This is a genomic window from Methyloceanibacter sp., assembly GCF_050999895.1.
In the GTDB taxonomy this organism is placed as follows: Bacteria; Pseudomonadota; Alphaproteobacteria; order Rhizobiales; family Methyloligellaceae; genus Methyloceanibacter.
Map to the genome: position 1 here is coordinate 1 of NZ_JBPCOU010000064.1, position 26,306 is coordinate 26,306.

Consider the following 26,306-nt stretch of genomic DNA (forward strand, 5'->3'; position numbering starts at 1 on the left):
GGCCCGGCGTCCGAAAAATCTGCCGCGAAAGAGCATGCGTGAGAGCGCATGTGGCGCGCCGGACGGCGCCCGCCGCGATCCCATGGTCGCGGACACTTAATGTTTGCGCCTTTCGGCGCGCCACCCCCTCCTGCGGGGGAGACTGCTGCAAACCCGGACGCGCCGCGTCGCGGCAGTGCTGTCGCTTGCTTCGTACTTACTTCCGCACAGGCAATGACAAAGAAGGCGACGCCACCTGCTAACGCCGAGCCGCAAAGAAATCCGTCAGGAGCGCGGCAGCTCTTGTCTCGCCCATGCCGGCGATCACTTCCGGCGCGTGGTGGCAAGTCGGCTGCGAGAAAAAGCGCGGCCCGTGTTCGACCGCGCCACCCTTGGGATCGGGGGCACCGAAATAGAGCCGGCGGATGCGGGCGAAGGAAATGGCGGCGGCGCACATGGCACAAGGCTCAAGCGTCACATAGAGATCGCAGTCGATGAGCCGCTCCGAGTCGAGCTTGGCGCAAGCCGCGCGGATGGCGATGAGTTCGGCATGGGCGGTCGGGTCGCGTCGCATCAGGGTCTCGTTGCCGGTCTCGGCCAGGATCTCCCCGTCCGCGCTCACGATCACCGCGCCGACCGGCACCTCGCCGCGGTCGCGCGCGGCCTCGGCCTGCGCGAGCGCGCGGTCCATGGGCGGGGCTTCCTTGCTACTCTCCGCCGCTTCTGCGAGCTTCCGCGTCATCATGGGTGCCAAAGTGAGCCGCGGGCAGCGGCAGGGTCAAGGGGCCAGACGCGGCACGAGCAAGGCACTTCCGCCTTTCTCCGCGCCGGTCGCGTCCGAAATGCGCATCGCCAAGGCGATCGCCCATGCCGGGCTTAGCTCCCGCCGCGATGCGGAACGCTGGATCGAGCTTGGCCGTGTTGCCGTCAACGGCAAGGTGCTGACCACCGCCGCCCATGTTGTCGGACCTGCGGACAAGATCACTGTCGACGGCAAGGCGCTGCCGCAGGCGCAGTCCGCGCGGCTGTGGCGCTATCACAAGCCGAAGGGCCAGGTGACAAGCCACAAGGACCCCCAGGGGCGGCAGACCGTGTTCGCCGCTTTGCCGCCGGACCTGCCGCGCGTCGTCTCGATCGGCCGTCTCGATCTCAACACCGAAGGCCTGCTGCTCCTCACCAACGACGGCGCGCTCGCGCGGCATCTGGAGTTGCCGAGCACGGCCTGGCTGCGGCGCTATCGCGTGCGCGCGCATGGCCGCGTCACCGAGGACGCGCTCGACCGCTTGCGGAAAGGCATCACCATCGAGGAGGTGCGTTACGGTCCGGTCGAGGCCGCGGTCGATCGCTTGCAGGGCAGCAATATGTGGCTGACGCTGGGCCTTCGCGAAGGCAAGAACCGCGAGGTGAAGAAGCTGCTCGAGCATCTCGGGCTCACCGTCAACCGCCTCATCCGCGTATCGTTCGGGCCGTTCATGCTCGGCGACCTCGCCACCGGCGCGGTGTCGGAGGTGAAGCAGAAGGTGCTGGTCGACCAGCTCGGCACGAAGCTCGCCGGCGAGTTCGGCTTTCTCGGCGAGACGCGGCGAAAGCGCGAAGCCACGCACAGGCGATGAGAATCGTGGCAGGCCAATATCGCGGCGCGACGATCCATGCGCCGAAGGGATTGGCGACGCGGCCGACCAGCGACCGCGTGCGGCAGGCTCTGTTCAATGTGCTGGAGCATGGCGCGCCGGGAGTGGATTTCGAAGGCGCCCGCGTGCTCGACCTGTTTGCAGGATCGGGCGCGCTCGGGATCGAAGCGCTGTCGCGCGGGGCGCGCTATGCGGTCTTCATCGAGGAGAGCTCCGACGCGCGCGCTGCCATCAGGCGCAATGTCGAGGCGCTTGGCCTCGCAGGCGTCACCAAGATTTGGCGGCGCGACGCCACCAAGCTCGGCCCGGTCGGAAATCTCGAGCCATTCGATCTCGCTTTTTGTGACCCGCCCTATGGCAAAGATCTCGGAACACAGGCCATTGCGGCAGCCATTGGCGGAGGTTGGCTTGCGTCGGAAGCCATCGTGGTCCTGGAGGAACGCGCCGATGCGGAAATCGCTTGGCCGGCTCCGCTTCATCCCATCGATGCCCGCGTCTATGGCGAAACGCGGATCGCCATTGCGCGAGGGGTCGCATGACCATGCGCGGATTTGGTCTTGTGCCCGATCCGTGATTGGATGCCTCATTGCGGCTCTGGAGGGGGCATGGCGCTTAGAGTTTTGGCGTTCGCGGTTTTGCTCATGGTCACCAGCGCCAGTGCCTCGGTTGTGAGCGTGTTCAACTCGGGCATCTGGGAGGGCGGTCCTAAGTTTGGCGCCGACGGGCGCTTCAGCGACTGCACTATGACCGCTCAGTCCGAAGACGGCCTACTGCTCGCCTTCGTCATCAGCAAGGATTTCGATTGGGGCCTGGCGCTCGCCGACGAGCGCTGGAATCTCGACGTCGGCGTCACCAAAGAGGTCACGCTCGTGATCGACGCCAATGCGCCGATCGAATCCTTCGCCAAGGTCGTTGACCCCCACGGCGTGCTAATCCCGCTCGAGAACTCAGATCCCGTGGTCGATGCCTTGCGCAACGGTAGCGTGCTCACCATCGACGTTCTCGGCAGTCACATCCGCTTCAAGTTGACGGGCACGCGCGCGGCAATCGGCGATCTCGCGGCGTGCGTCACCGAGCATGTCAATGCGGAGAAGGTCTGAGCGGTCAGCGGCGCTGGAACAGCTTCTCGATGTCGGTGAGCTTGAGCTCGACATAGGTCGGGCGGCCGTGATTGCATTGGCCGGTGAAGGGCGTCGTCTCCATGTCGCGCAGGAGACCGTTCATCTCCTCCGGCGTGAGCCTGCGTCCGGCCCTGACGCTGCCGTGACACGCCATCGTGGAGAGGACATGGTCGAGGCGCTTGGCCAGCAGGCCACTCCCCTCTTCCGCGGCAACCTCGTCGGCGAGGTCGCTGATCAGCGGCTTGATAGCGCAGGTACCGAGCAGAGCTGGCATCTCGCGCACGACGATTGCGGAGGGCCCAAAAGGCTCAACGACGAGGCCGAGGCGCTCGAGTTCCGGCGCCGCAGCGGCGATGTGCTGGGCCGCGCCGGGTTCAAGCTCGATGACTTCGGGGATGAGCAGCATCTGGCGCGCGATCCCGCCATTGGTGAAGGCGCGCTTCAGCCGCTCATAGACCAGCCGCTCATGCGCGGCGTGCTGATCGATGATGACGAGAGAGTCGCCGGTCTCGGAAATGATGAAGGTGTCCGAGACTTGCGCCCGAGCCGCGCCCAACGGGTAAAGCGCATCTTCAGACGCAGGCGACATGTCATGGCCGCGCATGTCTGCGCTCGGTGCGCCAAGCTGGGCGTGCGGTGCCTGAGCCTGGTCGGTAAAGCCGTTTGGCGTCGCTGGCCTTGCGTCGTCCCAAATATATCTCTGCACGTTCTGATCGCCATTGCCCGGCGCCATACGCTGCAACGCCGCTTGCGCCAGCGAGCTCGTGGCGCGGTGGCCGGCCGAGGCCAGCGCCGCGCGGATGGCCGCGATGAGAATCGAGCGGATGTCGTTCGGATCGCGGAAGCGGAGCTCGGTCTTGGCAGGGTGGACATTCACATCGACCTCGTCAGGCGGCACGGTCAGGAACAGCACGAGCATCGGATAGCGGCCGGCAGGAACGAGGTCGCCATAGGCCGCGCGTATGGTACCGGTCAGCAGCTTGTCGCGCACGGGGCGGCCGTTGACGACGAGATGGTGATGCAGCGTGTTGGGCCGATGCAGGGTGGGCAGGCCCGCGAAGCCTTCCAGGGTTATGCGGTTACGGGAAAAGTGCACCGGCAGCGCGTCCTTGACAAAATCCTGACCGAGAATGCGCCCAAGCCGGGTCAAAGCATGATCGAGCAGTCCGGGCGGACACGGCTCAAGCCGCAGCGTGGTCGTGTCGCCGACAGCAAGACTGAAGCCGATCGCGGGCTGCGCCAGCGCCAGACGCTTCACCACATCGGTGATGGCGGCCGTCTCCGCGCGCTCGGTCTTCATGAATTTGAGCCGCGCGGGCGTTGCGTAGAACAGATCGCGCACCTCGACGCGAGTGCCTTCGTTCAGCGCCGCCGGCTTTCGAGGCGCCTTGCGCCCGCCTTCGACGGCGACCTCGAATGCTTCCGTCGCGCCGCGCGCGCGGCTCTGGATATTCAACCGCGCGACGGAGGCGATCGACGGCAAAGCCTCCCCGCGAAAACCGAGAGTGAGGATATTGGTAAGATCGTCGTCGGAGAGCTTGGAGGTCGCGTGCCGCTCCGCGGCGAGAACAAGGTCCTGCGCGTTCATGCCAGCGCCATCGTCGACGACGCGGATCAGGCTCAAGCCGCCGCCGGTGGCCGCGATGTCGATCCGTGTCGCGCCGGCATCGATGGCGTTCTCGATCAGCTCCTTGACGACGCTGGCGGGACGCTCGACCACCTCGCCCGCGGCGATGCGGTTGACGAGATTGGGCGGCAGTTGCCGTATGGCCATGCGGGTCTTTCAGCCGGCGGCGTCTTCCAGATAGCGCCGAGTGAGGATTTTACCCGATTCTACTGCCGGCTGGTCGAAAGGATCGACGCCGAGGAGATGGGCGGCCAGAATCGTCTCCAGCATGAAATGCATCATCAAAGCCCCAAGGGCGCGCTCGTCCAGGGTTTCGATATCGATCGTGCGCACAGGGCGACCGGCTTTTATCAGGGCCTCAGGAATCGCGCGCTGCTGGGCCGCCACGAGGTCGCCGACGGCGCGATTGGCGAGGTAATCGGCCTTTGCCAGCGACGCGAGATCGGGCGCGACCCGGGGCCCGACGCCGGCACAGTTCACGCGCACGACGGTGATGAAATGCTGGGGCGCACCGTCGAGATACAATTGAAGCTGGCTGTGTTGGTCGACGGGGCCAAGCGCCGCAACCGGGGTCGTGCCCTCGCCGTCTTTGCCCAGACTCTCGCCCCAAAGCTGAACATACCAGGCAGCAAAGCGGGAGAGGCGGTCGCTATAGGGCAGCATGATATTGGCGCGCACGCCGCGCTCCTTGGCAAGGCCGACCGCAATGGCCGCGCCGACAGCTGGAGCAAAGTCGCTGGCGTTGCGGCCATCCAGCAGCGCCTCGACGACGCTTGCGGCTCCTTCGCGCAGGGCCTCGACATCGAGGCCGCGGGAAAGCGCCGGCAGAAGGCCGACGTTGGTGAGGCCGGAAAAGCGGCCGCCGATGCCGGTGTCATGTTCCAGCGTCGGGATCGCGAAAGCCTCGCACAGCGCGCGCAAGCCGTTGCTCTGCCCCGTCGTGCCCGACTCGGTCAGGCCGAGGAAGAGATCCGGGATGCGCGCCGCCAACCCGGCTTTGCGCACCGCATCGATGGCGGCGCTGATCTGCACCAGCGTCTCCGGCGTGTTGCCAGACTTGGAGGTGACGATGAAGCGCGTGGTCTTGAGGTCAAGGCCAGCCAGAGCGAGCTCGAGCGTGCGGGCGTCGAGATTGTCGTAGAAGCGCGTCCGCGGTCGCTGCTCGCTGCCGTGCGTCTCATCGCCCGGAATGCCCCAACCGCCAAGCTGCGCGAGGGTCTGGCCGCCAAGGCTGGATCCGCCGGTGCCGAAAACGACCAGCGTGCGCGCGCCTTGTGTGAGATGGCCCAGGGCGGCGCGGGCGGGCGCGATATCGTCGCGCCATTCCGGCACGCGCAAGAGAGGCAGCGAGCCATCAACGTGGGTAGCGCGTAGGGATTTGAGGCGCGGTTCGAGGGCCGCGAGGCGAGAGCGGAATGACGCTTCGGGCAATCCTGCGGGGCCGATCTTCGCCTCTAAGCAGCCGTTGACATTTTGCGAAAACGGCATGGACCGCCTTTTTGCATCGCAGCGGCGGACTAACCCGGCGCGGGTGCTTTGGTTTTGGATTCGACCGGCTTGCCGACGATCGTGATGATCAGGCGATCGGCTTCGATCAGCCGCTTTGCGACCTGCTTGATATCATCGAGCGTCACTGCATCGATGAGCTGATTGCGCCGATCGACGTAATCAATGCCGAGATCCTCGATTTGGATCCACAGCAGCTGGCTCGCGATGCTCGCCGAGGATTCGAAGCGAAGCGCATACGCGCCGGTCAGGTAACTCTTCGCCGATTCAAGCTCCTCGGCAGTTGGTCCCTGCTCCGCGAAGCGCCGCAGCTCGCCCTCGATCACCGAGAGCGACTGGCCGACGGCCTCGTTCTTGGTGGCCACGTTGCCGACGAACACCGAACCGTGCTGGTAGGGATACAGATTCGAATAGACCGAGTAGGCAAGGCCGCGCTTCTCGCGCACCTCTTCCATCAGCCGCGAGGAGAAGCCGCCACCGCCGATGATGTAGTTGAGCACGTAGGCGGGAATGAAATCGTCGTCAGCCCGCTTGAAGCCGCGATGCCCGAACTGCGCCACCGACTGCGGCACATCCATCTCGATGATCTCGCGCGATGGGCCCAAAGGCGGCGTGGCATCCGCGACAGGCGTGAGAACGGGATGTTCCGGCAGATCGCCGAAAACCTGATCGAGAACGCGCCCGAGCTTTTCAGCATCGATGTCGCCGACGACGGTGATGACGAACTTGTCGCGCGCAAAAACACGCTTTGCGTAGTCCTGGAGATCGTCGCGGTCGATGGCGGAGATCGAGGCAAACGTCCCCTTAATGGGGCGCCCGTAAGGGTGGTCCTGAAAGGCGAGCCGGTCCCAGACGATGGAGGCCACCGTTTCCGGATCGTTCGCGTCAAATTTCAACCCCGCAAGGATTTGCGCGCGCACGCGCTCAAGGGCATCCTGGTCGAAGCGAGGAGCGGTCATGACAAGGCGCAAAAGTTTGAACGTCTCGTCCGCGTTCTCCGTCAGCGTGCGCACGTTGCCGAGCATCACGTCGCGCCCGGCATCGAAATCCATTTGCATGGCGAGCGTTTCTTGCGCCTCCTGGAAGGCGACAGAATCGAGATCGCCCGCGCCCTCGTCCATCATGGCACTGACGAAATAGGCCAGGCCCTCTTTTCCGGGCGTGTCCTGCGCCGCGCCGCCGCGAAAGGCGAAGCGCATGGCGATGAGGGGATTGGTGTGACTCTCTACGAGCCAAGCCTCGATGCCGCCGGGGCTGGTGACGCGCTGAATGTCCATGGCGTTGGCTGGAAGCGTGCTGAAGGCGGTGAGAAGGAGCGCAAAAGCGCCGCCGAGACGGGGGCCATAGCGCAACACGTTCGGTGCAAGCAAGGATCTCAGCGCCATGGGCGTTACGACTTGCCTGCTTGCGGTACAGGCGCGGGCTTATCACCAATGCTGCTGGTATATTCGGGAATCGGCAGCAGGTAGCCGGTGACCGAATTCTTCTCGACCAGATATTTCTGCGCGACATTCTTGATGTCTTGCAGAGTGACCTGGCGCAGGCGGTCCGGCCATGCCTGCACATCCTCGATGCTCATGCCCATGGAGAGCTTCCAGCCGTAATGACGCGCCATGCGCGACTGGCTATCCTGGGTGTCGACGAACTCGGCAATGTAGGATTTCCGCGCACGGTCAAGCTCGGCCTGGGTGACGCCGCTGTCCCGGAGCTCGGTGGTAACCTCTTCGATGGCTTTGTCGATCTCTTCGGCGCTGACGCCGTCGGCGGCGATGGCATAGAAGCCGAGCCTCCCTGAATCGAGACCAGAATCCGAATACCAGCCGCCGGCGCTCGCCGCCTTTTTCTGCTCGACGACGAGACGCTTATAGATGCGGCTAACGGAGCCGGATGCTGCGATACGCATCAGAAGATCGAGTGCTTCGGCTTCGCCCGGTTTGGCAGAAGAATAGCTCGGCGCAAGGTAATAGCGTTGCACGGTGGTGCGTCCGGCGCGGGCGTCTTCAAGCGTCACCCGCACGGGCGCAGCATGGTCGGGCTCCGAGGGCCGGGTGCGTCCGTCCAGGGAAGAACTTGGGGGAATCTTCCCGAACGCACCCTCAGCGAGCGTCTTTGCCTCCTCCGGCTCGACGTCTCCCGCTACGATGAGAATGGCGTTATTGGGGGCGTAGAAACGCTTGTAGAACGCGAGCGCATCGTCGCGGTTGAGATCCTTGATCTCATGCTCCCACCCAATAATCGGGACACCGTAGGGGTGATTGCTATAGAGCGCCGCCATCATCTGCTCCTGCAGGATGCTGCCGGGGTCATTGTCCACGCGGGAGCGGCGCTCTTCGAGAATGACATCGCGCTCGATCGCCACATCTTCCGGCGTGAGGCGCAAATTGGCCATGCGGTCGGCCTCCATCGCCATCACCATCGGCAGGCGGTCCTTGGCGACGCGCTGGAAGTAGGCCGTGACGTCGTGATTGGTGAAGGCGTTATCGTCGCCACCATTGCGCGCGACGATCTTGGAGAACTGTCCGGGCGGAATTTCGTCGGTTCCCTTGAACATCAAATGTTCGAGGAAATGGGCGATGCCGGATGCGCCGGGCGGTTCATCCGCGGCACCGACCTTATACCAGATCATCTGAGTCACGACGGGCGCGCGACGGTCGGGGATAACCACGAGATGCAGGCCGTTGGCGAGCGTGAACTCGCTCACCTCTTCGGCGGCATCAACGTGGTCCATGGCAACAGCTACGGTCATGGCGGCAATACCCAAGCTCATTAAAGACACACGCAGCCGGGATCGGAGCGTGGCGTTAGACTGATCGAACATCCACATCACCATAGAGCTGGGCCGAAGGGAAATGACGCGGCTCAGAGCCGAGCAAGCTTCGTGCCTAAGTGGTGTGCGGAGCCGATCGTCCGAATTTCAGACCTCGGCTGCGCAATTTCAAGGCGTGAAAACGACCCAAGCCGGGATCGCCGAGTCCCGTTTTAGTTAGTTGCGTCGTTCCCGGAGGGGTTCGACATCGTCTCGTAGCTGCTCGGCGCCGACGGATGGAACGGGTCTTCGGTGGGCGGCGGCGCCAAAATGGTCGGATCGGTGCGCTGCGTTGCCGCAACCGAGGAGGCCTTCGGCTTCTGGCCGGGGGTCTTGTCCGTCGGATCCGGCTCCGGAACATCGGCGACCGGCTCTGCGGTCGTCTTTTTCTTGCCGAAGACCTTGTCGAGCAAGGTGGGCTTGCCGGCGTAGGGGTTGATCGGGTCGGCTTCTGCCTCTGCCTTCGACGCCTCCGCAGCTTTGACCTCCGCAACGCGCTTGCGCTGGACTTCCGGATTCGTAGGCCAATCCGGGCGCGCGGTGGCGACGGCGGTGCCTGCACCGGGCTGTGGCAAAGCCTTGAGATTTGGGGGCAAAAGAAGGGGCGCACGCTCCGTCATGCGCACGTCTTCCTTCGTGCCATCACCGGAAACGCCCATATAGTCGAAGACCTTGCCTTGGAACTCCACGCCGCCGCAGCCGCCAACGCCGAGCAAGGACGCAGCAAGGACCGCGCAGGTCAGCGCGCGCGAGGATAAACTCGAAATCATGACCCCGGAGTGCCCCAAAATTCTCCCTCAATTTCCGGGCCTAAGCCGGAATTGTCATATCTTAGTAGGCTTTCCGGCCTTTTTGTGGCCCCCGAAGGCTGAGTCATACAGGAGTCCGATCACCCCGACAACGATCGCGACATCGGCGATATTGAAAACATACCAATCGAAGCCGAAGGCATGGAGCGAGAAAAAGTCCGCAACGGCCCCATACAGGATGCGGTCGATGGCGTTGCCGATCGCGCCGCCGACGATGAGGCCAATGGAGATTGCGACGAGGCGCGTGGTGATGTGGGCGAGCCAAAGACCGAGGGCGAGGCTAGCGACGAAGGCGAAAGCGATGAGCGCCCAGCGGCCGAGGTCGGTCTCTTGCGTGAGGAGGCCGTAACTGATGCCCTTGTTCCAGACGAGGACGAGATCGAAGAAGGGTGTGATGGTGACGATGCCGCGCGCGCCGATGTCATAGACGTAGATCATCCAGGCCTTATTGGCCTGATCCAGTACAACGACGACGGCGGCAACGGTGAGGCCTAGCGCCGACAGCGGTCCCCATACCCAGCTCTCTCGGTCGGTCGCGGTCACGGTACGCTCTGTCATGTCCCTACTCTGCCGCTGCGAGCCGAGCATCAAACTGGCGCACCGCATCGGCGTCGCGTGGCGAGAGGTCGGGGAACTCAGGGTCCGAACCGACCTCTGCAAGGATCTTCCATGAGCGCGCGCATTTCGTGCCCTTGGCGCGTTCGAAGACGACGGCCACGCCCGGCACGTCGTCGAGGCGGAAAGCCGTCTCCGGCCCTTCGCCCTCGAGCAAGCTCAGGTCGCTGGTGATCGCGGTCTCAGCGAGATCGACGCCTTCAAGCGCGGCACGAAGGTTTTTGTCCGCAATATAGACGTTCGGCGCAGCTTCCAGGCTCGAACCGATACGGCCTTCTTTCCGCTCGACCTCGAGCGCGCCAGTCACGACGCGGCGCACCGCCCGTACCTTGCGCCATTTCTCCGCGAGAGCTGCTGCGCGCCATGCATCGGGAATGTCAGGAAACTGCCTCAGATGCACCGAGCCATTGTCATCGGGGAAGCGATTGAGCCAGGCCTCCTCCATGGTGAAGCACAGCATCGGCGCGAGCCAGGCGGTGAGCGAGGAGAAGATCGTGTCCAGCACGGTCAACGCGGACCGGCGCGTGACGCTGTCCAACGGCTCGCAATAGAGTGCATCCTTGCGGATGTCTAAATAGAAGGCCGAGAGATCGTTGACACAGAAATTGAAGAGCGCGTGAAAGATGCGCTTGAAGTCGAAGGCGGCATAGCCGCGGCGCACGACATCGTCGAGCTCGGCCAGGCACGAGAGCATATAGCGTTCAAGCTCAGGCATCTCGTCGTAAGGCACCGCGAGAGCAGGCTGATAGTGCGCGAGGTTGCCGAGCAGAAAGCGGAGCGTGTTTCTGAGCTTGCGATAGGACTCGACATTGGCCTTCACGATCTCGGCGCCGATGCGGAGATCCTCGGCATAGTCGGAGCTCATGGCCCAAAGCCTCAGAATCTCGGCGCCGGACTGCCGGATCACGTCTTGCGGCGCCACGACATTGCCGAGGGACTTCGACATCTTGCGGCCGTTCTCGTCGACAACGAAGCCATGCGTGAGGACCGCGTCATAGGGGGCGCGGCCGCGGGTGCCGCAGGACTCCAACAGCGACGATTGAAACCAGCCGCGATGCTGGTCGGAGCCTTCGAGATAGAGCGACGCAGGCCAGCTCAGCCCGCGGTGGTCCTCAAGCACAAAGACGTGAGTGCAGCCGGAATCGAACCAGACGTCGAGAATATCGTCCACCTTCTCCCAATCGTCAGGATTGTTGACGATCCCTCCTAGGAAGCGCTCCTTGGCGCCCTGCTTAAACCAGGCATCGGAGCCCTCCTCGCGGAAGGCCGTGACAATCCGGTCGATCAAGTCGAGCGACTCATTTTCTCTCGCTCCAGGCAGAACTTCGCCGGTGTCCTTATTCCGAAATACCGTGATGGGGACGCCCCAGGCGCGCTGGCGCGAGACGACCCAGTCCGGCCGCGTCTCGATCATGCCCCGGATGCGGTTCTCCCCCTGCGGGGGCACCCAACGCGTGTCGTCGATGGCATTCAGAGCGCGCGCCCGCAGCGTCTTGCGTGCATCGATGGGGCGGTCCATGGCGATGAACCATTGCGGCGTTGCACGGAAGATGACCGGCTTCTTCGAGCGCCAAGAATGGGGATAATCGTGCTTGTGACGCGCGCGGGCGAGAAGCGCGCCGGCCTGCATGAGCGCCTGGATCACGGCCTCGTTGGCATCTCCGAACTTGCCCTTATCGTCGACGACGCGCTTCCCTTCGAAGCCCGGCGCTTCTTGGGTGAAGTATCCCGCCTCATCGACGGTGAATGGGATCTTCGTCTCGGTGCCGCGGGCTTCAAGGTCGCGGCGATTATCCTCCCAGACTTCGAAGTCCTCGGTGCCGTGACCTGGCGCCGTATGCACAAAACCAGTGCCGGTATCGGCAGTGACATGCGCGCCCGCGAGAAGCGGAACATCGAAATCATAGCCGTGCCCGCGCAGTGGGTGCGCGGCAATCAGCGTATCGAGGGCGCTGCGCGGCACGGTGGCGACACGTTCCCAGGCGCTGACCCGTGCGGCCTGCAACACATTCTCGGCGAGCGCATCTGCGAGGATCAACCGCTCGCCTTTCTTGGCCCAATTGTCGGTGGGGGCGTCGGTTATTTCGTAGAGCCCGTATTTGATATCGCGCGAGAACGCAACCGCGCGGTTACCGGGGATCGTCCAGGGGGTGGTGGTCCAGATCACGACGGATGCACCGAGCACGGTCAGCTCGTGCGCGACCGCGCCGGCAAAATCCTCGAGCAGGCCCATCGCGCCCGAAACTACGGGAAACTTGACGTAGATCGCCGGGCTTTCAATCTCGGCATATTCAACTTCTGCCTCGGCGAGAGCGGTGCGTTCCACCACGGACCACATCACGGGCTTGGAGCCGCGATAGAGCAGGCCGTTCATAGCGAAGTTGGTGAGTTCGCGCGCGATGGTCGCTTCCGCCTCGAAGCTCATCGTGGTGTAGGGATGATCCCAATCGCCCTCGACGCCGAGGCGTTTGAACTCCTCGCGCTGCACGTCGAGCCAATGCTCGGCATAGGCGCGGCACTCGCGGCGGAACGCGATCATGGCGCCTGGGTCGGAGAGATCGGGCTTCGTCTTACACTTGGCGCGATAATTCTCCTCCTCGATCTTCCACTCGATGGGAAGGCCGTGACAGTCCCAGCCCGGAACGTAGTTGGCGTTCTTGCCCATCATTTGCTGCGAGCGGTTGATGACGTCCTTGAGGATTTTATTCAGGGCGTGGCCAATATGGAGATGGCCATTGGCGTAAGGCGGCCCGTCGTGAAGGATGAAGTTTTCGCGACCCTTCGCCTCCTCGCGCAACCGGTCATAGAGGCCAAGTCTCTTCCAACGCTCAAGGAGCTCGGGTTCGCGCTGCGGCAGACCCGCCTTCATGGGGAAGTCCGTCTTCGGCAGAAAGAGCGTCGCGCTCCAGTCGCGGTCGCGCTGCGGCGCGGGGTCGGCGCTCGCCTTTAGCGGCAACGGTGTCGGCGCGGGCGCGGATTTTGCAGAAGAAGCGACCTTGTTTGCGGGCCGCTTCGCACGGGTCGTCACTTTGGTCTCCGCGGGGGCCTTCGGTTTAACCGTGGGCATTGCCTTAACGGTTGCGCCCGGCTTCGCGGCGCGCACCTGCTTGGCCACGGCGCGCTTCGTCGCGGCGGACTTGGATTTTCCCCCGGGCTTGGCGCTCGATCGCGGCTTGGCCTGAGGCCTTCGTGCGGCGGCCGATTTCGGTTTAGCGACGGGGTGAGATTTCCTCCCGGCTCCCGTCTTGGCCGTGGTCTTGGAGCCAACTTTGGCGCGCGATTTGGCCTTTGGAGCCGTCACCTTGACCTTCGGTCGCGCCGCAGCTTTGGCCCTAGCGGTCTTGGTCGTTACGGCCTTGGCTTTCAGCGTCTTGGCCTTAACGGCCGTGCGCTTGGCCGTGCTCGCCTTGGACGGTCGTGAGGTCTTGCGCGGAGGCTTACCGCTCTTTGTGGTGTTTCTCGCCATGATTGCTTTCTTGCCGCGCGTTCTGAGTCGGTCGGTTTCTAGCAACGCCGCTCGTTACGATCCAGTGCTGAGGTCTTCGAGTGCGTGCTGCAAGGGAAAGTGACGCATAGGGTCGTCGGTCTCTATCGCCGTCAAGACCATTCGTGCCGCCTCGCAGTCCTTGCGCATCTGCACGGCGAGTTCATCAGCCGAGGCGAAAGTATGATCGCCGCGAAGCTGTGCGATGAACTCGATTTCGATCGTCTCGCCGTAGAGATCGCCCTCGAAGTCCAGCAGATAGGCCTCCAGCACGGGCTGGCCGTCGCCGAAGGTCGGACGCGACCCCACATAGCCGGCAGCGTGATAGCGCCGGCCTCCATGCTCGACGCGAAGCGCATAGATGCCGTGCGCCACATCCTGTCCTTCGCCGAGAGGAAGGTTTACGGTGGGAAAACCGAGGCCCTTGCCGCGGCCTGCGCCGGGCGCAACGGTTTCGACCACTCGCCACCAATAGCCGAGCTGATGGGCCGTCTCTTGCATCTCGCCGTCGCGCAGATGCTGCCGCACCTGGCTCGAGGAGAAGGTGGTGCCCTCAGCCCCCTTCGGTGCGACCACGTCGACGCCGAAGCCGAGTTCACGCCCAAGGGCTGCAAGAGCTTCCGTCGATCCGGTACGGCCCCTGCCATAGGTGAAGTCGTAGCCTACGACGACGTGACTCGCGCGAAGCGCTCCGGCGATCACGTCGCGGGCGAAGGCGTCCGCGCTCAAGGAGGCCAATGCCTGGTCAAACGGAATAACGACGGTCTGATCGAGATCAAGGGCGCGAAGCAGCTCCAGCTTCAAGGGGAGCGGCGTCAAGTGAAAGAATGGCCGGCCCGGCTCGAAGAACTCGCGCGGATGAGGCTCGAACAGGACGGCACCGGCGCGGCTTCCTTCCACGTCAGCAATGCGCTTCGCCTCGCGAAAGACCGCCTGATGGCCGCGATGGACGCCGTCAAAATTGCCGATCGCCAACGCCGCGCCTTGCGCGGACGCCGGTACGTCCCGCCAGCCGCGGATCACGTCCATCGTGCATTCCTTAACCGCCTATGAGCGTGGCTCGCGGCGATCCACCATCATCACCGCTTCGCCTTCTAGTACCGGCTTGCCGTTGACGGCGCAGGTGCACGCCAACGTAGCGCGGCCCTTCTCTGCGTCGAGATTCGTTACCTTGCAGGTCGCCACGACCTCATCGCCAATATAGACCGGAGCGCGGAATTTCAGGTTTTGCGAGAGATAAATGCAGCCGGGGCCCGGAAGCTTGGTGCCAAGCACCGTGGACAGGAGGCTGCCGGTGAGGGAGCCATGGGCAATACGGCGCTTGAAGATGGTGTCGGCCGCGAAGGCATCATTCAGGTGAACCGGGTTAACGTCTCCTGAGAGTTCAGCAAACACCCGCACATCGTCGTCGCTGATGACCTTGGAGTAACTTTCCTCCATGCCTAGTGAGAGATCCTCAAAATAGTAACCGTGGCCTAAACTCGCGCCGTTTCCAGTCGGTGTCATATAAACCCCTGTCCCTGCGGAATTGCTGGCGCAAAATAGCGAAGCCTTTGTTGCACCGCAACAACCGTCACACCTCTTCTTCTCGGCATTGAGCGACCCCGCTTAACGCCCCGTTCGGCAAACCTTAAGTTGTTTCAGTCGCTTCCGTCTCTGAAGTTCGGGGGCGGCGACGTGGATCAGAATGTCTCGTCGGCGGGAGGCTCCGTGAGCGTGGAGAAACGAGGGCTGTCGATACCAGCATGCCGGTACTCGTCGTCGACGACTACAAGACGATGATCCGCATCATTCGCAACCTTCTGAAACAGCTCGGCTTCGGCAATGTTGATGAGGCAAGCGACGGAAGCGCCGCACTGAATATGATGCGGGAAAAAAACTACGGGCTTGTCATTTCCGATTGGAACATGGAGCCCATGACCGGGTACGAGCTGTTGCGCGAAGTGCGCGCCGACGATGTTCTCTCGCGCACACCCTTCATCATGGTCACGGCGGAATCGCAGACCGACAACGTCATCGCCGCCAAGAAGGCCGGCGTGAACAACTACATCGTCAAGCCGTTCAACGCGGCGACGCTCAAATCCAAGATCGACGCGATATTTGGGCAGCAGGCCTAAATCATAAACGGGGGAATACGCTGATGCTGCGGCGTGGGGGAAACGTCACGAGGCGCCGACCGACGATCTCTGTGCCCGGCGCCCGCCGGCGCAGCAATCAGTCTATTGCGACCGAGATCAGCCTGCGGGTCAACACCGTCCGCGAGCTTGCGGCGATCCGAAGCACCGCGGAAGAGGCGGCAGGATGCATTCTCGCCAACGCCGAAGAGCTGCTCGCAACGGCGGAGACCGAGGAGGCGATGAAGGCGCAAGATGCCCTTCTCACCATCATGACGGCTTGCGCTTCCATGACCTCGTCGGCCAGCGGGTGACCAAGATCACCGAGGCCTTGGATGCGGTGATTGCAACGCGCCTGAAGCGGAGCGTGCGCGCCGGCAAGAAAGCACTACGCGGCAAAGACAGACCGATAAGCTGCGCCCTGACGGACCGGGGCTGCCCGGCACAAACTTGGATCAGGATACGATCGACGCGTTCATGGCCAAGGTCTAAAGGTTCACCAGCTCAAGCTGCGCATCGCGGCGAGCGGCCGCTTCACGCGGGCAAACAGCTCGGCGAGATGACTTGTGTCGAGGCTTTCGTCACCAAGTTCGTTCATCTGACCTGTGGCAGGCGACGGCACGTGCAGCCCGCTCGCCACGAAAACCGCGTCCACGCCAAAGCTCGCCGCACCTTCCATATCCGTGTTGACGCCGTCGCCGATTGCCAAGATCTCGCTACGCGGGATAGGCGCGCCGGCCAGCTCCGTGATGCATTTCAGCGCTAGCTCGTAAATGGGCCGGTGCGGCTTGCCGGCATAGACAATGCTGCCGCCCATTTCCTCATAGATGACCGCTAGAGCGCCCGCGCAATAGACAAGCTCGGAGCCGCGCTCGACGCGATGGTCGGGATTGGCGCAGATCATCGGTAGCTTGCGCCCGACCAGCTCGGTTAGGAGCCCCATATAATCACCGGGGGTTTCGGTCTCGTCGTCGAAGAGGCCGGAGCAAACGATAAGCTCGGCGCTATCCTTGTCGACCAACTGAACGTCCATGCCGCCAAAGATCGGGCGGTCGCTTTCTGGGCCGAGATGGTAGACGCGGGCGCCAGCGTGCTTGGCAAGTTCGTGTCGCGTGAGGTCGCCGGAGGTGACGGTCGCATCGTAGGCGTCGTCGGGAACGCCAAGGCCACGAAGCTGCGCCTGAACGCCCTCGCTCGGACGGGGCGAGTTCGAGAGCAGCACGACGATCCCGCCGGCGGCACGAAAGGCGCGAGTGGCCGCAACGGCGCCGCCGAATGTGGAGCGGCCGTTGTGCAGCACGCCCCAAATGTCGACCAGCCAGGCCCTGTACTCGGAACCAAGCTCGGCAATGGCCCTGATCAAGGGAATTGTGGGGGGAGCAGTTAGGGACATGCGGGTGCGTTAAAGGCTGGCGCAAACGCGGTCAAGGCCACCAAACCCCGGGACGGCGCACCGAAATAGGCGCGGAACACGCGTGGCTCATTCAAACCTTAGGAAAATTCGCCGCGTGTTGCGCGATGCGTTCTGACGCTTCCTAGACATTCGCATGCGAGGAGTGGCCGGCGCTGACCTCTGAAGAGCCCACGAACACGACTGGCGTTCCCTCGCGAAAGAGATGCACGATGTTTTCCGCACTGAGTAAGACCGATGCTGCCCTTCTTGCATTGGGCTGCGTGCTGATTCTCGTGCCGGTCTACGCGCTCACGCCCGTCGCCCTGACAAATGCAAGTGCATTTGCGATTTCCAATGTCGCGACGGCAAGCGTCGCCGACGGCAAAGATCTCACTATGCACGCAGTGGAGAACCGCGTTGTCGGCGAGAGACTGCCGCCACGCGAGCATCGTGCCCTGAACTAACGTAGACAAAGCTCAGGCCGCGTCGACATCTTCTAGTTCGCGGTAGAGCGCCGGGGTGACCGGCTTTGGCGCGGCGAAGAGATAACCCTGGGCAAGGTCCACGCCGTAATCGAGAAGCCGTCCGGCGGTTTCTTCATCCTCGACCTTCTCCACGATCAACTTAAGGCCGAAGTCGTCGAGATAGCTCTTGATATTGGAGGACGGCAGCGCCGCGCCCTTCTCCTGCATATCGTGCAGGAAGGTCTTTGCCTCGATCTTGATGAAGCGGAAGAATCGCGCGCGCAGCGCGGCGAAATCGACATCGAGATCGGAGACATGGTCGAGGGAGAAGCGGAAACCAAGCGCCCCCAGCGTATCGAGGAAACCGAGCTGATCCGCATCGAGAGCCATGACGGCGGGCTGTGCCAGCTCAAAGGTAAGGCTCTCGCTCAAGCTCGCATTCTCTTCCAGAAACTCGACGAGCTCGGGAAAGAAGTCGGAGTCGAGCAGGGACCTCACCGACGCGTTGCAGAAAATGCCTTTGATTTTCGTATCTTCGCCGAGCCGGCGCAGCACCTGGACCGTTTTGACTAGGGCCACGTTGTCGATGAGATGCACGATGCCGGCGCCTTCCACGGCCGGGATGAAAGCGCCCGGCAGAATGAGGTCGTCGGTATGGGTGCGGATACGCGATAGGGCTTCGTAATAAACAGGCTTCCGCTCCGGCAATTTGACGATGGGCTGGAGATGCAGGTCGACGCGGCCCCGCTCAATGGCCTCGCGCGCAAGCACAACCATGTCGTCGTCCTCGACGCGCTCATCGAGCGTGAGGTCAAAGGGCGCGTCATCAGGCTCGAGATCGACGGCGTCGTAGGCTTCTTCCGTCGGCGCCTCTAAATCGCTCAACACTTCCGCGACCGCGGCGCTATCTGCATCCGGGATCGAGGCAGACGGGACGTCCTCGAGGGATTCGGCTGTCGGGATCGCCTCGGTCATCGCGACTTCCAAAGTTTCGGGCGGAGTTTCGGGCTCCTCCTCCCAAGCCTTCCGCAGCGGCTCCTCGCCCAGCGTGGTCTCGTCGTCTTCGCTTGGCTCGGCTTCCTCGCGCTCCACGATCGACTCTTGCTCCACATCCTCGCCATGCGCGGCGTCTGACATCTCCGCAAGTTCGGCCGCGGCCGCGATGGCCGCCCCCGGAGTCCCGGTCAGCTCGCGGCTAAGCTGTGTAATGAGGGTTTCGAGACTCTTCAGATCACTCGTGATCTTGCTGCGCTGCGCGCGCGCTTCATCCTCGATGTCCCAGCGCAAGTTCTCAAGCCTGTCATGAATCGCCTTCAGCTCGGTCGAGAGTTCCTCCACGCGCGCCATGCCGCCCGCAAGCTCGGGACCGCCAATATCGGTGACTGTCTGGTCGAGCCGCTCGACGCGGTCGGTGAGAAGATCGAGGCGCGCAACGTCATCCTCGACCTGATCGATGCGCTGAAGATCGGTATCAATCATTTTCAGCGCCTGCTCAACCTCGTTCAGGCGCCCGGCCACCGAACCCGCGCGGGTAGACCGCGTCACCACGAAATGCGAGGACGCCATAACCATGTAGAGCGCCGCGGCCGCGATCACCGCCGGCATGACATCGATCTTGGAATGAACGGCGAGCCCCGCCGCGAATGCCGCCGCCGTGATGGCCATGGCTACAAGCACGACAATGTCGAGAAAGACCAGCCTCGCAGGCAAGGCTTGCCGGTTAACAGCCATGACAGCTCAACTTGCGCATCGTTGCCCCCTTCAAGCGAAAATCATGCGGCGCGCAGGCTCTGTCTGCAATAGAAATTGGGCAATCAAATAGCAGAAAGGGTCGCGAGCGCCTCCAATTGCGCGCGCGAAGCGCCGAGACGTTCCGAACTGTCTAGGCCTTGTGTGGTCTCTCAAAGGGGACAGCCGCCTTGACACGGCGCGGCCGTCGCAGCTACAAGCTTCTGATTAGCACTCGCTTCGGCTGAGTGCCAAACTGCGCTAAAATCACCCCCATAGCGGAGCTCGTTTCATGAAATTCCGTCCATTGCACGATCGAGTCGTGGTGAAGCGACTTGAGGAAGAGCAGAAGACCAAAGGCGGCATCATTATCCCAGACACCGCAGCGGAGAAGCCCCAAACCGGCCAAGTCGTCGCAGTCGGCCCAGGCGCGCGCGGCGAGGACGGCAAGCTGCAACCCATCGAAGTCAAGGCCGGCGACAAGGTCCTGTTCGGCAAATGGTCGGGCACCGAGGTCAAGATCGACGGCGACGAACTCCTGATCATGAAGGAGTCCGACATCATGGGCATTCTCAGCTGAAATTTCGCCTCGTCCTCCGCATGGCCGCCAAACGGTCCTTGAGAGGATGACGGCGTCGCATCAATCGGCCCGTCCTTCAGTGCATCGCGCTCCGAGGGACCGGATCGCTCACAAAGGAGCAAACTCAGATGGCAGCGAAAGACGTAAGATTCTCTTCCGACGCGCGTGACCGCCTGTTGCGCGGCGTCGATATCCTGGCCAACGCGGTCAAGGTGACGCTTGGCCCCAAGGGCCGCAACGTGATCCTCGACAAGTCGTTCGGCGCGCCGCGCTCGACCAAGGACGGCGTCACCGTCGCGAAGGAGATCGAGCTCGAAGACAAGTTCGAGAACATGGGCGCGCAGATGCTGCGCGAGGTCGCTTCGAAGACCAACGACACCGCCGGCGACGGCACCACGACCGCCACGCTCCTGGCTCAGGCGATCGTGCGCGAGGGCCTGAAGTCGGTTGCGGCCGGCATGAACCCGATGGACGTCAAGCGCGGCATCGACAAGGCCGTGCTCGAAGTCATCGAGGACATCAAGAAGCGTTCCAAGAAGGTGAGCGGATCTGCGGAAATCGCGCAGGTTGGCACCATCTCGGCCAATGGCGAAAAGTCGATCGGCAACATGATCGCCAAGGCCATGCAGAAAGTTGGCAATGAGGGCGTGATCACCGTCGAGGAGGCCAAGAGTCTCGAAAGCGAGCTCGAGGTGGTCGAGGGCATGCAGTTCGACCGCGGCTACATCTCACCCTATTTCATCAGCAACGCCGAGAAGATGGTGGCCGAGCTCGAGAGCCCGTACATCCTGATTTATGAGAAGAAGCTTTCCGGCCTGCAGGCCATGCTGCCCTTGCTCGAATCCGTGGTGCAGTCGGGACGCCCGCTGCTCGTCATCGCCGAGGATGTGGAAGGCGAAGCGCTTGCCACCCTCGTCGTCAACAAGCTGCGCGGCGGCTTGAAGGTTGCGGCGGTGAAAGCCCCGGGCTTTGGCGATCGCCGCAAGGCCATGCTTCAGGACATTGCGGTGCTCACAGGCGGCGAGGTCGTCTCCGAAGACCTCGGCATCAAGCTCGAGAACGTGACTATCGACATGCTCGGCAAAGCCAAGAAGGTCGTGATCACGAAGGACGACACCACCGTCGTAAGCGGCGCAGGCAAGAAGCCCAACATCGAAGCCCGGGTCAATCAGATCCGGCAGCAGATCGAAGACACCTCTTCCGACTACGACAAAGAGAAGCTCCAGGAGCGTCTTGCCAAGTTGTCCGGCGGCGTTGCCGTGATCAAGGTCGGCGGCGCAACCGAGGTCGAAGTCAAGGAGCGCAAGGACCGTGTCGAGGACGCGCTGAACGCCACTCGCGCCGCAGTCGAAGAAGGCATCGTGCCCGGCGGCGGCGTGGCGCTTCTGTGGGCTTCCAAGGGTATCAAGACCAAGGGCGACAATGACGACCAGGAAGCCGGCGTGAATATCGTACGTCGCGCACTGCAAGCCCCGATCCGTCAGATCGCCGAGAACGCAGGCGTCGAGGGCTCCATCGTCGTCGGCAAGCTGCTGGACCAGAGGTCACCGTCCTTCGGCTACGACGCCCAGACCGGCGAATATGTCGACATGATCGAAAAGGGCATCATCGATCCCGCCAAGGTCGTGCGCACGGCCTTGCAAGATGCGGCGTCCATCGCCGGCCTGCTCGTGACCACCGAGGCTGGCGTTGCGGAATCGCCGAAGAAAAAGGACGATCACGCCCATATGCCATCCGGCGGCATGGGCGGCATGGACATGATGTAGGCGCTTCGTCGCACCCGCATCCGTCGAGAAGCATCAAACGCCTGCGGAGCTACTTCGCAGGCGTTTTTTTGCCCTGCAACATCTGCCGGCTGCGTCTTTTGGTCATGGTCACAAGGTGTTCGGCGCGGTAACGCTTACGGAAACGTAATTTCCCCCGCGTGCTCGTTCGCCCTAGATTCACAGCGCGCCGGCTCTTCCCGGAACCGGCAAGAGGAGTAGCCCCGCATGGCGAAGTTTCGCACGACTGCGAAGGATTTCGCGCGCATTGCCTTTCCCTACTTCCGTTCGGAAGACGCTCGGTGGGGACGCGGGCTGCTCATTGCCGTGATCGCGCTGCAGCTGTTCCAGGTCTGGCTCGAGGTCAAGTTCAACACCTGGTACAAGGATTTCTACAACGCGCTGCAAGTGAAGGATTGGGACACCTTCATCTGGCAGTTCGGCGTGTTCGCCGTGCTCGCGACCTTCTTCATCGTCAGCGCCGTCTATCAGCTCTATCTGCAGCAATGGCTGCAAATCAGATGGCGGACATGGCTTACCAATGGCTATGTCCGCCGCTGGCTTGGCGGCGGCACGCATTACCGCATGCGTCTTAAGGGCGATCAGGTCGACAATCCCGATCAGCGCATTGCGGACGACATCCGCCTTTTCGTTAATTCCACGCTCGACATCGGCATCGCCCTGCTCGGCTCCATCGTCACGCTGGTCTCATTCGTGGTGATCCTGTGGGGCTTGTCGGCGGCAACGCCGTTGGTGATCGGCTCGCAGTCCTATTACATCCCCGGCTATTTAGTATGGGCCGCACTGATTTATGCCGTTCTTGGCACATGGGTGACGCATCTCGTCGGCCGGCCGCTTATCAAGCTCAATTTCGATCAGCAGCGCTACGAGGCGGACTTCCGCTACTCACTCGTGCGTTTGCGCGAAAATGCGGAGGAAGTGACCCTGCTCTCGGGTGAGCCCGCGGAGGAGCAGCGCCTCGGCGACCGCTTCAAAAGCGTGATCTCGAACTGGCACGCGATCATGAGCCGGACCAAGCAGCTAACGTTTCTGACGGCCGGGTATCGTCAAGCGGCGATCATCTTTCCGTTTCTCGTTGTGAGCCCGCTCTACTTCAACGGCAATATGCAGCTCGGCGATCTGATGCAGATCGCCGCTGCGTTCGGCCAGGTGCAAACGGCGCTTTCCTTCTTCGTCTCGGCCTATTCCAGCATCGCCGACTGGAAGGCTGTGCTTGACCGGCTCGCAGGCTTCAATGCGTCGATTGATTGGGCGCAGTCGCTCGATCAGACTGGACCGCGCTTGGAAGTTCTCGACGGCGGCGGCAAGGCCCTGTTGGTGGACGAACTTGGCGTCGGACTGCCGAGCGGCAGGGAGATCGTGCGGGTCGCAGATCTTGCCATCGCTCCCGGGGAGCGCGTGCTGATAACGGGCGTCTCCGGTTCGGGCAAGACTAGCCTGTTGCGGGCCCTTGGCGGTGTCTGGCCGTTCGGCAGCGGCAGCGTCCGCGTTCCCAAGGGCGCGAACGTTCTCGTTCTGCCGCAGCGCCCTTACCTGCCGCTTGGCACGCTCCGCGGTGCGCTGGCCTATCCAGGCGCGGAGGACGCTTTCACGCCTGAAACGATCAGCGAAGCGCTGAAGGCTTCCGGACTGGAAGCGCTGGAAGAGCGGCTGGACGAAACAGCCTATTGGGCCGACAAACTTTCCGGCGGTGAGCAGCAGCGGCTTTCGATCGCGCGCGCGCTGTTGCAGAGGCCCGACTGGCTCTTTCTCGACGAGGCCACAAGCGCCCTCGACGAGACCGCAGAGTCGGAGCTCTATCGCCTCCTTCTCGAGCGCCTGCCGAATAGCGCCATCGTTTCCATCGGCCACCGCTCGAGCCTAGTGCAGTTCCATGGCCGCTTCTTCGAACTGAAGCCCGATGCATCTGCGCAGCATCATCTCACCGAAACGTCCGCGCATGACATTGCACCTAGCCCGGATGCCCTCGACCTGACGCCCGCCTAAAGCTGAGCTTCAATCGTCGCCGGCGCTTCCGAGCTTGCAACCACTCGACGCCGTGAGCCCATCCGGCTTACCCCAGTCATTGGCAGGCACGGCGGCAAATTCCGCGCCGAACTCCTGCTTCATCATGCTGAAGCGCGCAGGCACGTTGGAGCTCTCGTCGTAATCCACGATCCAGAAATAATCGTAGTTGTCGCTGAGCCAGGTCGTAGGCACTCCCGGCAGGATGTCGAGCTTCAACAGCTTGCGCAACGTGACGGCCTCGTCGCCGAATTTAGCATCGAGGTCGGCATTGGCGATGTGTCTGTGCTCCCACACCAGGACGACGGTTTTCCCGTTCAAAGCCGGGTTCGACACGATGTTGCGCGCGGCTTCCTGGGTGCGCTGGTTGAGCGCCCTGGTGAAACCATCGGCATCGATGCCAGGCTCCGGCACCACGGTGTAGAGAATGAGCGGCTTGTTCCAGCTTGCAACCGAAGGCGAGGCAAGCTCCAGCGTGTGCGACGTGATGGCAAAGAAAAAGGCGGGTTCGTCACCCTTCGGGAAGAGAGATTTTGAAGCCGCACTCCCAAGATACGTGGCCGCGAGCGCTTTCGCGCGTTGCTGGCCGACCGAGCAGAGCTTCCAGTCGTCGGCCTTCTCGCCGTGGCGCAAGATGATGATCCGCGCCGGCGCGGCGAGGCTGGGAGCGAGCCAGGCGACGAGAAGCAGAGCGGCCAAACCGAAGCGAACCATCATGACCGGGACCCTAACCGTTCACCCATGAAGCCGCCACACGACTTAGGGCTTCCACGCCTCACGTCTTCGTTATGCGATCCAGAATGGCGGCGCGCAGCTTGACGGCAACAGGGTCCCAATCCGCATTACGAGAGGCGATGAGCTGAGCCTGCGAGCGGAGGATAAGTCCATCCTCTAAAATCTTGAGATGATTGGCGCGGAGCGTGGTGCCGGTCGTGGTGATGTCAACGATAAGCTCCGCAGTGCCAGCCGCAGGCGTGCCCTCGGTGGCCCCTGCACTCTCGACGATGCGGTAGCCGGCGACCCCGTGGCTTGCGAAGAAGCGCCTTGTCAGATTCATGTATTTGGTTGCCACGCGCAGGCGTCGTCCGTGCTCGCGGGAGAACTGCGCCGCGACATCCTCCAAATCCACCATCCGGCTGACATCGATCCAACAATCGGGCACGGCGACCACCACATCCGCACGCCCGAAGCCGAGCGGCACAAGAAACTCCACCGTGCGGTCGACGTCGGTGAGCGTTTCGCGGATCAGATCTTCGCCGGTAATGCCAAGCTGCACGCGCCCGCTGCGCAGGTGATGAACGATCTCCGCGGCCGAGAGGAACACGATCTCGACGTCATCGAGACGCTCAAGGGCGCCGCGATAACCGCGCTCGTGGCCGGTCTTGCGCAATGACATGCCGCTCCGCGCAAAGAGTTCGGCGGCGGCGTCCTTGAGCCTGCCCTTCGAGGGAACAGCCAGGCTTAGTTTTGAGGATGCCTTTGCCATCAGCCGGCCCTCGCGACGGCGGCGAGCAGGCGCTGCGTGTGAATGGCCGAGCCCACGGCGGGAACATCGCGCGGCGCGCCGACATGGGCGAGCAAGCCATCGTAGCGGCCACCGCCGGCAATTTGCCCTATATCGCGCTGAGCCTCAGCCTCAATCTGGAAGACGAGGCCGGTGTAATATTCAAGGTCGCGGCCGAACTCGGTGGCAAATGTCGCGCGGCTGAGATCGATGCCGTTCTCCTCCAGACGCTGAAAGCGACGGACCGTAGCATCGAGCGCCGCACCGAGATCGATGCCCGCGCCCTTTGCAATCATGGCGATCCGGTTGGCGGCTTCCTTGGGGGGCGCGGATATTGCGAGGTAATACTCGATGACGGTCGCCACCTCCTTGCGCAGAGGATCGGAAAGCAGATCGGCACCGAGGTCGAGCAGGCGCGCCGTGATCTCGCTCAAGGCGCGATTGCCGACAAGCGGCAGGCTTTCCCTGTCGAGATAAGAGGCGACGAGCTGCTCAGCGCGTTCGGTGCTTTCTCCGCCTAGCTTCAGGGCGAGCACCGTAACGGAACCATTCTCTTGCGGCCGCTCGCCCTTGGCGAGCTTCGCAAGTAGCGCGTGAAAGACCGGGGGGCGCCAGAAATAGTGCCTTAGTTTCAAGCGCCAGCGCTCGGGCAATTCAAGGGCATCGAGAAGCGCGTAGAAGAGCGCGATATCGCCGAAACGCAGCGAGAAGCTGTTGAGGCCAGCCGCGCGCACTGCCTCGACCGCCAGAAGTACCACCTCGACATCCGCGCTTTCGCGATCGCTGACGCCGAAGCACTCGATCCCAGCCTGGCGAAATTCGCGCGGGTGGACCTGGGTCGCGCCGGAAGGCTGGAAGCGAAAGGCGGGACCGTTATAGCAATAGCGCGCCTCGACATCGGCGTCCGGGTGCCGTTCCAGATAGAGCCGCGAGACGGGGACGGTGAGATCCGGGCGGAGGCACAGCTCCTCGCCGGCAAGATCGGTGAAGACATAGGTTCGGCTTCGGATCCGTTCGCCGATCTGGTCGAGGAACACGTCGGCGGGCTGGATCACCGAAGGCGCAACCTGCTCGTAGCCCGCGCCCTTGAAGACGTCGACGAGCGCGGCGGCCTGGGCTTCGAGAGCCTCAAATCTTTGTGCGGATTCGGCAGGCAT

General features: G+C 62.9%; 24 protein-coding genes. 9 read left to right on the forward strand and 15 right to left on the reverse strand.

Annotated features, from left to right (window positions below; translation table 11 throughout):
• Nucleotides 1-238: 238 nt before the first annotated feature.
• Nucleotides 239-670 (reverse strand): nucleoside deaminase, encoded by a 432-nt coding sequence (locus tag ACR2J1_RS07025; RefSeq protein ID WP_434018622.1) that lies wholly within the window; start codon nt 668-670, stop codon nt 239-241.
• A gap of 13 nt (nt 671-683) precedes the next feature.
• Here ACR2J1_RS07025 and ACR2J1_RS07030 point away from each other — a divergent pair, with 13 nt between their 5' ends.
• The 3 genes from ACR2J1_RS07030 (at nt 684) to ACR2J1_RS07040 (ending at nt 2,710) form a co-directional block, all read left to right on the forward strand.
• Complete coding sequence (locus ACR2J1_RS07030; RefSeq protein WP_434018623.1) at nt 684-1,592, forward strand: pseudouridine synthase; 909 nt, start codon at nt 684-686, stop codon at nt 1,590-1,592.
• Complete coding sequence (rsmD, locus tag ACR2J1_RS07035; RefSeq protein WP_434018624.1) at nt 1,589-2,149, forward strand: 16S rRNA (guanine(966)-N(2))-methyltransferase RsmD; 561 nt, start codon at nt 1,589-1,591, stop codon at nt 2,147-2,149. The genes ACR2J1_RS07030 and rsmD overlap by 4 nt, the downstream gene beginning before the upstream one ends.
• Before the next feature lie 66 nt (nt 2,150-2,215).
• Complete coding sequence (locus ACR2J1_RS07040; RefSeq protein ID WP_434018625.1) at nt 2,216-2,710, forward strand: hypothetical protein; 495 nt, start codon at nt 2,216-2,218, stop codon at nt 2,708-2,710.
• 4 nt (nt 2,711-2,714) lie between these two features.
• Here the strand turns inward: ACR2J1_RS07040 and mutL are convergent, their stop codons facing one another.
• The 9 genes from mutL to ACR2J1_RS07085 all read right to left on the reverse strand — a co-directional run bounded on the left by mutL (nt 2,715) and on the right by ACR2J1_RS07085 (nt 15,018).
• Nucleotides 2,715-4,505, reverse strand: a complete 1,791-nt coding sequence (gene mutL, locus ACR2J1_RS07045; RefSeq protein WP_434018626.1) for a DNA mismatch repair endonuclease MutL — start codon at nt 4,503-4,505, stop codon at nt 2,715-2,717.
• A 9-nt stretch (nt 4,506-4,514) separates the two neighbouring features.
• Nucleotides 4,515-5,846, reverse strand: coding sequence for a glucose-6-phosphate isomerase (locus tag ACR2J1_RS07050; RefSeq protein WP_434018627.1), 1,332 nt, complete (start codon nt 5,844-5,846; stop codon nt 4,515-4,517).
• A gap of 29 nt (nt 5,847-5,875) precedes the next feature.
• Nucleotides 5,876-7,249, reverse strand: a complete 1,374-nt coding sequence (locus ACR2J1_RS07055; protein WP_434018628.1) for a M16 family metallopeptidase — start codon at nt 7,247-7,249, stop codon at nt 5,876-5,878.
• Between the two features lie 5 nt (nt 7,250-7,254).
• Nucleotides 7,255-8,610 carry a M16 family metallopeptidase gene (locus tag ACR2J1_RS07060; RefSeq protein WP_434018629.1) on the reverse strand — a complete coding sequence of 452 codons (1,356 nt, stop codon included), beginning with the start codon at nt 8,608-8,610 and terminating at the stop codon, nt 7,255-7,257.
• A 233-nt stretch (nt 8,611-8,843) separates the two neighbouring features.
• Nucleotides 8,844-9,440: a hypothetical protein gene (locus ACR2J1_RS07065; protein WP_434018630.1), complete on the reverse strand. Its 597-nt coding sequence runs from the start codon at nt 9,438-9,440 to the stop codon at nt 8,844-8,846.
• Nucleotides 9,441-9,494: 54 nt separating this feature from the next.
• A complete protein-coding gene (lspA, locus tag ACR2J1_RS07070; protein ID WP_434018631.1) occupies nt 9,495-10,037 on the reverse strand; it encodes a signal peptidase II in 543 nt (180 codons plus the stop codon).
• Between the two features lie 4 nt (nt 10,038-10,041).
• Nucleotides 10,042-13,560: an isoleucine--tRNA ligase gene (gene ileS, locus ACR2J1_RS07075; RefSeq protein WP_434018632.1), complete on the reverse strand. Its 3,519-nt coding sequence runs from the start codon at nt 13,558-13,560 to the stop codon at nt 10,042-10,044.
• A gap of 54 nt (nt 13,561-13,614) precedes the next feature.
• Nucleotides 13,615-14,607, reverse strand: coding sequence for a bifunctional riboflavin kinase/FAD synthetase (locus ACR2J1_RS07080; protein ID WP_434018633.1), 993 nt, complete (start codon nt 14,605-14,607; stop codon nt 13,615-13,617).
• An 18-nt stretch (nt 14,608-14,625) separates the two neighbouring features.
• On the reverse strand, nt 14,626-15,018 hold the full coding sequence (locus tag ACR2J1_RS07085) for a MaoC family dehydratase (RefSeq protein WP_434018634.1): 393 nt from the start codon (nt 15,016-15,018) through the stop codon (nt 14,626-14,628).
• A gap of 305 nt (nt 15,019-15,323) precedes the next feature.
• Here ACR2J1_RS07085 and ACR2J1_RS07090 point away from each other — a divergent pair, with 305 nt between their 5' ends.
• Together ACR2J1_RS07090 and ACR2J1_RS07095 are read left to right on the forward strand one after the other, a co-directional pair.
• Complete coding sequence (locus ACR2J1_RS07090; protein WP_434018635.1) at nt 15,324-15,695, forward strand: response regulator; 372 nt, start codon at nt 15,324-15,326, stop codon at nt 15,693-15,695.
• 71 nt (nt 15,696-15,766) lie between these two features.
• Complete coding sequence (locus ACR2J1_RS07095) at nt 15,767-16,006, forward strand: hypothetical protein (RefSeq protein WP_434018636.1); 240 nt, start codon at nt 15,767-15,769, stop codon at nt 16,004-16,006.
• Nucleotides 16,007-16,188: 182 nt separating this feature from the next.
• Here ACR2J1_RS07095 and ACR2J1_RS07100 read toward each other — a convergent pair whose 3' ends face one another.
• On the reverse strand, nt 16,189-17,055 hold the full coding sequence (locus ACR2J1_RS07100; protein ID WP_434018637.1) for a TIGR01459 family HAD-type hydrolase: 867 nt from the start codon (nt 17,053-17,055) through the stop codon (nt 16,189-16,191).
• A 260-nt stretch (nt 17,056-17,315) separates the two neighbouring features.
• Between ACR2J1_RS07100 and ACR2J1_RS07105 the strand changes: the two genes are divergently transcribed.
• Nucleotides 17,316-17,549: a hypothetical protein gene (locus ACR2J1_RS07105; RefSeq protein WP_434018638.1), complete on the forward strand. Its 234-nt coding sequence runs from the start codon at nt 17,316-17,318 to the stop codon at nt 17,547-17,549.
• Between the two features lie 12 nt (nt 17,550-17,561).
• Here ACR2J1_RS07105 and ACR2J1_RS07110 read toward each other — a convergent pair whose 3' ends face one another.
• Complete coding sequence (locus ACR2J1_RS07110; protein WP_434018639.1) at nt 17,562-19,280, reverse strand: EAL domain-containing protein; 1,719 nt, start codon at nt 19,278-19,280, stop codon at nt 17,562-17,564.
• A 289-nt stretch (nt 19,281-19,569) separates the two neighbouring features.
• On the opposite strand from ACR2J1_RS07110, the gene groES reads away from it, so the two are divergent.
• The 3 genes from groES (at nt 19,570) to ACR2J1_RS07125 (ending at nt 23,627) form a co-directional block, all read left to right on the forward strand.
• Nucleotides 19,570-19,857: a co-chaperone GroES gene (gene groES, locus ACR2J1_RS07115; protein WP_434018640.1), complete on the forward strand. Its 288-nt coding sequence runs from the start codon at nt 19,570-19,572 to the stop codon at nt 19,855-19,857.
• 128 nt (nt 19,858-19,985) lie between these two features.
• Nucleotides 19,986-21,623, forward strand: coding sequence for a chaperonin GroEL (groL, locus tag ACR2J1_RS07120; protein ID WP_434018641.1), 1,638 nt, complete (start codon nt 19,986-19,988; stop codon nt 21,621-21,623).
• A 225-nt stretch (nt 21,624-21,848) separates the two neighbouring features.
• Complete coding sequence (locus tag ACR2J1_RS07125; RefSeq protein WP_434018642.1) at nt 21,849-23,627, forward strand: ABC transporter ATP-binding protein/permease; 1,779 nt, start codon at nt 21,849-21,851, stop codon at nt 23,625-23,627.
• 9 nt (nt 23,628-23,636) lie between these two features.
• Here the strand turns inward: ACR2J1_RS07125 and ACR2J1_RS07130 are convergent, their stop codons facing one another.
• The 3 genes from ACR2J1_RS07130 to ACR2J1_RS07140 are packed head-to-tail and all read right to left on the reverse strand — an operon-like array spanning nt 23,637 to nt 26,306.
• Nucleotides 23,637-24,362 (reverse strand): histidine phosphatase family protein, encoded by a 726-nt coding sequence (locus tag ACR2J1_RS07130; RefSeq protein ID WP_434018643.1) that lies wholly within the window; start codon nt 24,360-24,362, stop codon nt 23,637-23,639.
• Between the two features lie 58 nt (nt 24,363-24,420).
• Entirely contained in the window at nt 24,421-25,131 is a 711-nt protein-coding gene (hisG, locus tag ACR2J1_RS07135; protein ID WP_434018644.1) for an ATP phosphoribosyltransferase, read from the reverse strand.
• The gene (locus ACR2J1_RS07140; RefSeq protein ID WP_434018645.1) at nt 25,131-26,306 is read right to left on the reverse strand and encodes an ATP phosphoribosyltransferase regulatory subunit; all 1,176 of its coding nucleotides are present in this window, start codon (nt 26,304-26,306) and stop codon (nt 25,131-25,133) included. The genes hisG and ACR2J1_RS07140 overlap by 1 nt, the downstream gene beginning before the upstream one ends.

Bases quoted from the DNA above. Each gene is read 5' to 3' on its own strand.
- ACR2J1_RS07025 (WP_434018622.1), bottom strand. From the start codon at position 670: ATGGACCGCGCGCTCGCGCAGGCCGAGGCCGCGCGCGACCGCGGCGAG.
- rsmD (WP_434018624.1), top strand. From the start codon at position 1,589: ATGAGAATCGTGGCAGGCCAATATCGCGGCGCGACGATCCATGCGCCG.
- ACR2J1_RS07040 (WP_434018625.1), top strand. From the start codon at position 2,216: ATGGCGCTTAGAGTTTTGGCGTTCGCGGTTTTGCTCATGGTCACCAGC.
- mutL (WP_434018626.1), bottom strand. From the start codon at position 4,505: ATGGCCATACGGCAACTGCCGCCCAATCTCGTCAACCGCATCGCCGCG.
- ACR2J1_RS07050 (WP_434018627.1), bottom strand. From the start codon at position 5,846: ATGCCGTTTTCGCAAAATGTCAACGGCTGCTTAGAGGCGAAGATCGGC.
- ACR2J1_RS07055 (WP_434018628.1), bottom strand. From the start codon at position 7,249: ATGGCGCTGAGATCCTTGCTTGCACCGAACGTGTTGCGCTATGGCCCC.
- ACR2J1_RS07060 (WP_434018629.1), bottom strand. From the start codon at position 8,610: ATGACCGTAGCTGTTGCCATGGACCACGTTGATGCCGCCGAAGAGGTG.
- ACR2J1_RS07065 (WP_434018630.1), bottom strand. From the start codon at position 9,440: ATGATTTCGAGTTTATCCTCGCGCGCGCTGACCTGCGCGGTCCTTGCT.
- lspA (WP_434018631.1), bottom strand. From the start codon at position 10,037: ATGACAGAGCGTACCGTGACCGCGACCGACCGAGAGAGCTGGGTATGG.
- ileS (WP_434018632.1), bottom strand. From the start codon at position 13,560: ATGGCGAGAAACACCACAAAGAGCGGTAAGCCTCCGCGCAAGACCTCA.
- ACR2J1_RS07080 (WP_434018633.1), bottom strand. From the start codon at position 14,607: ATGGACGTGATCCGCGGCTGGCGGGACGTACCGGCGTCCGCGCAAGGC.
- ACR2J1_RS07085 (WP_434018634.1), bottom strand. From the start codon at position 15,018: ATGGAGGAAAGTTACTCCAAGGTCATCAGCGACGACGATGTGCGGGTG.
- ACR2J1_RS07090 (WP_434018635.1), top strand. From the start codon at position 15,324: ATGCCGGTACTCGTCGTCGACGACTACAAGACGATGATCCGCATCATT.
- ACR2J1_RS07105 (WP_434018638.1), top strand. From the start codon at position 17,316: ATGTTTTCCGCACTGAGTAAGACCGATGCTGCCCTTCTTGCATTGGGC.
- ACR2J1_RS07110 (WP_434018639.1), bottom strand. From the start codon at position 19,280: ATGGCTGTTAACCGGCAAGCCTTGCCTGCGAGGCTGGTCTTTCTCGAC.
- groES (WP_434018640.1), top strand. From the start codon at position 19,570: ATGAAATTCCGTCCATTGCACGATCGAGTCGTGGTGAAGCGACTTGAG.
- groL (WP_434018641.1), top strand. From the start codon at position 19,986: ATGGCAGCGAAAGACGTAAGATTCTCTTCCGACGCGCGTGACCGCCTG.
- ACR2J1_RS07125 (WP_434018642.1), top strand. From the start codon at position 21,849: ATGGCGAAGTTTCGCACGACTGCGAAGGATTTCGCGCGCATTGCCTTT.
- ACR2J1_RS07130 (WP_434018643.1), bottom strand. From the start codon at position 24,362: ATGATGGTTCGCTTCGGTTTGGCCGCTCTGCTTCTCGTCGCCTGGCTC.
- hisG (WP_434018644.1), bottom strand. From the start codon at position 25,131: ATGGCAAAGGCATCCTCAAAACTAAGCCTGGCTGTTCCCTCGAAGGGC.
- ACR2J1_RS07140 (WP_434018645.1), bottom strand. From the start codon at position 26,306: ATGCCTGCCGAATCCGCACAAAGATTTGAGGCTCTCGAAGCCCAGGCC.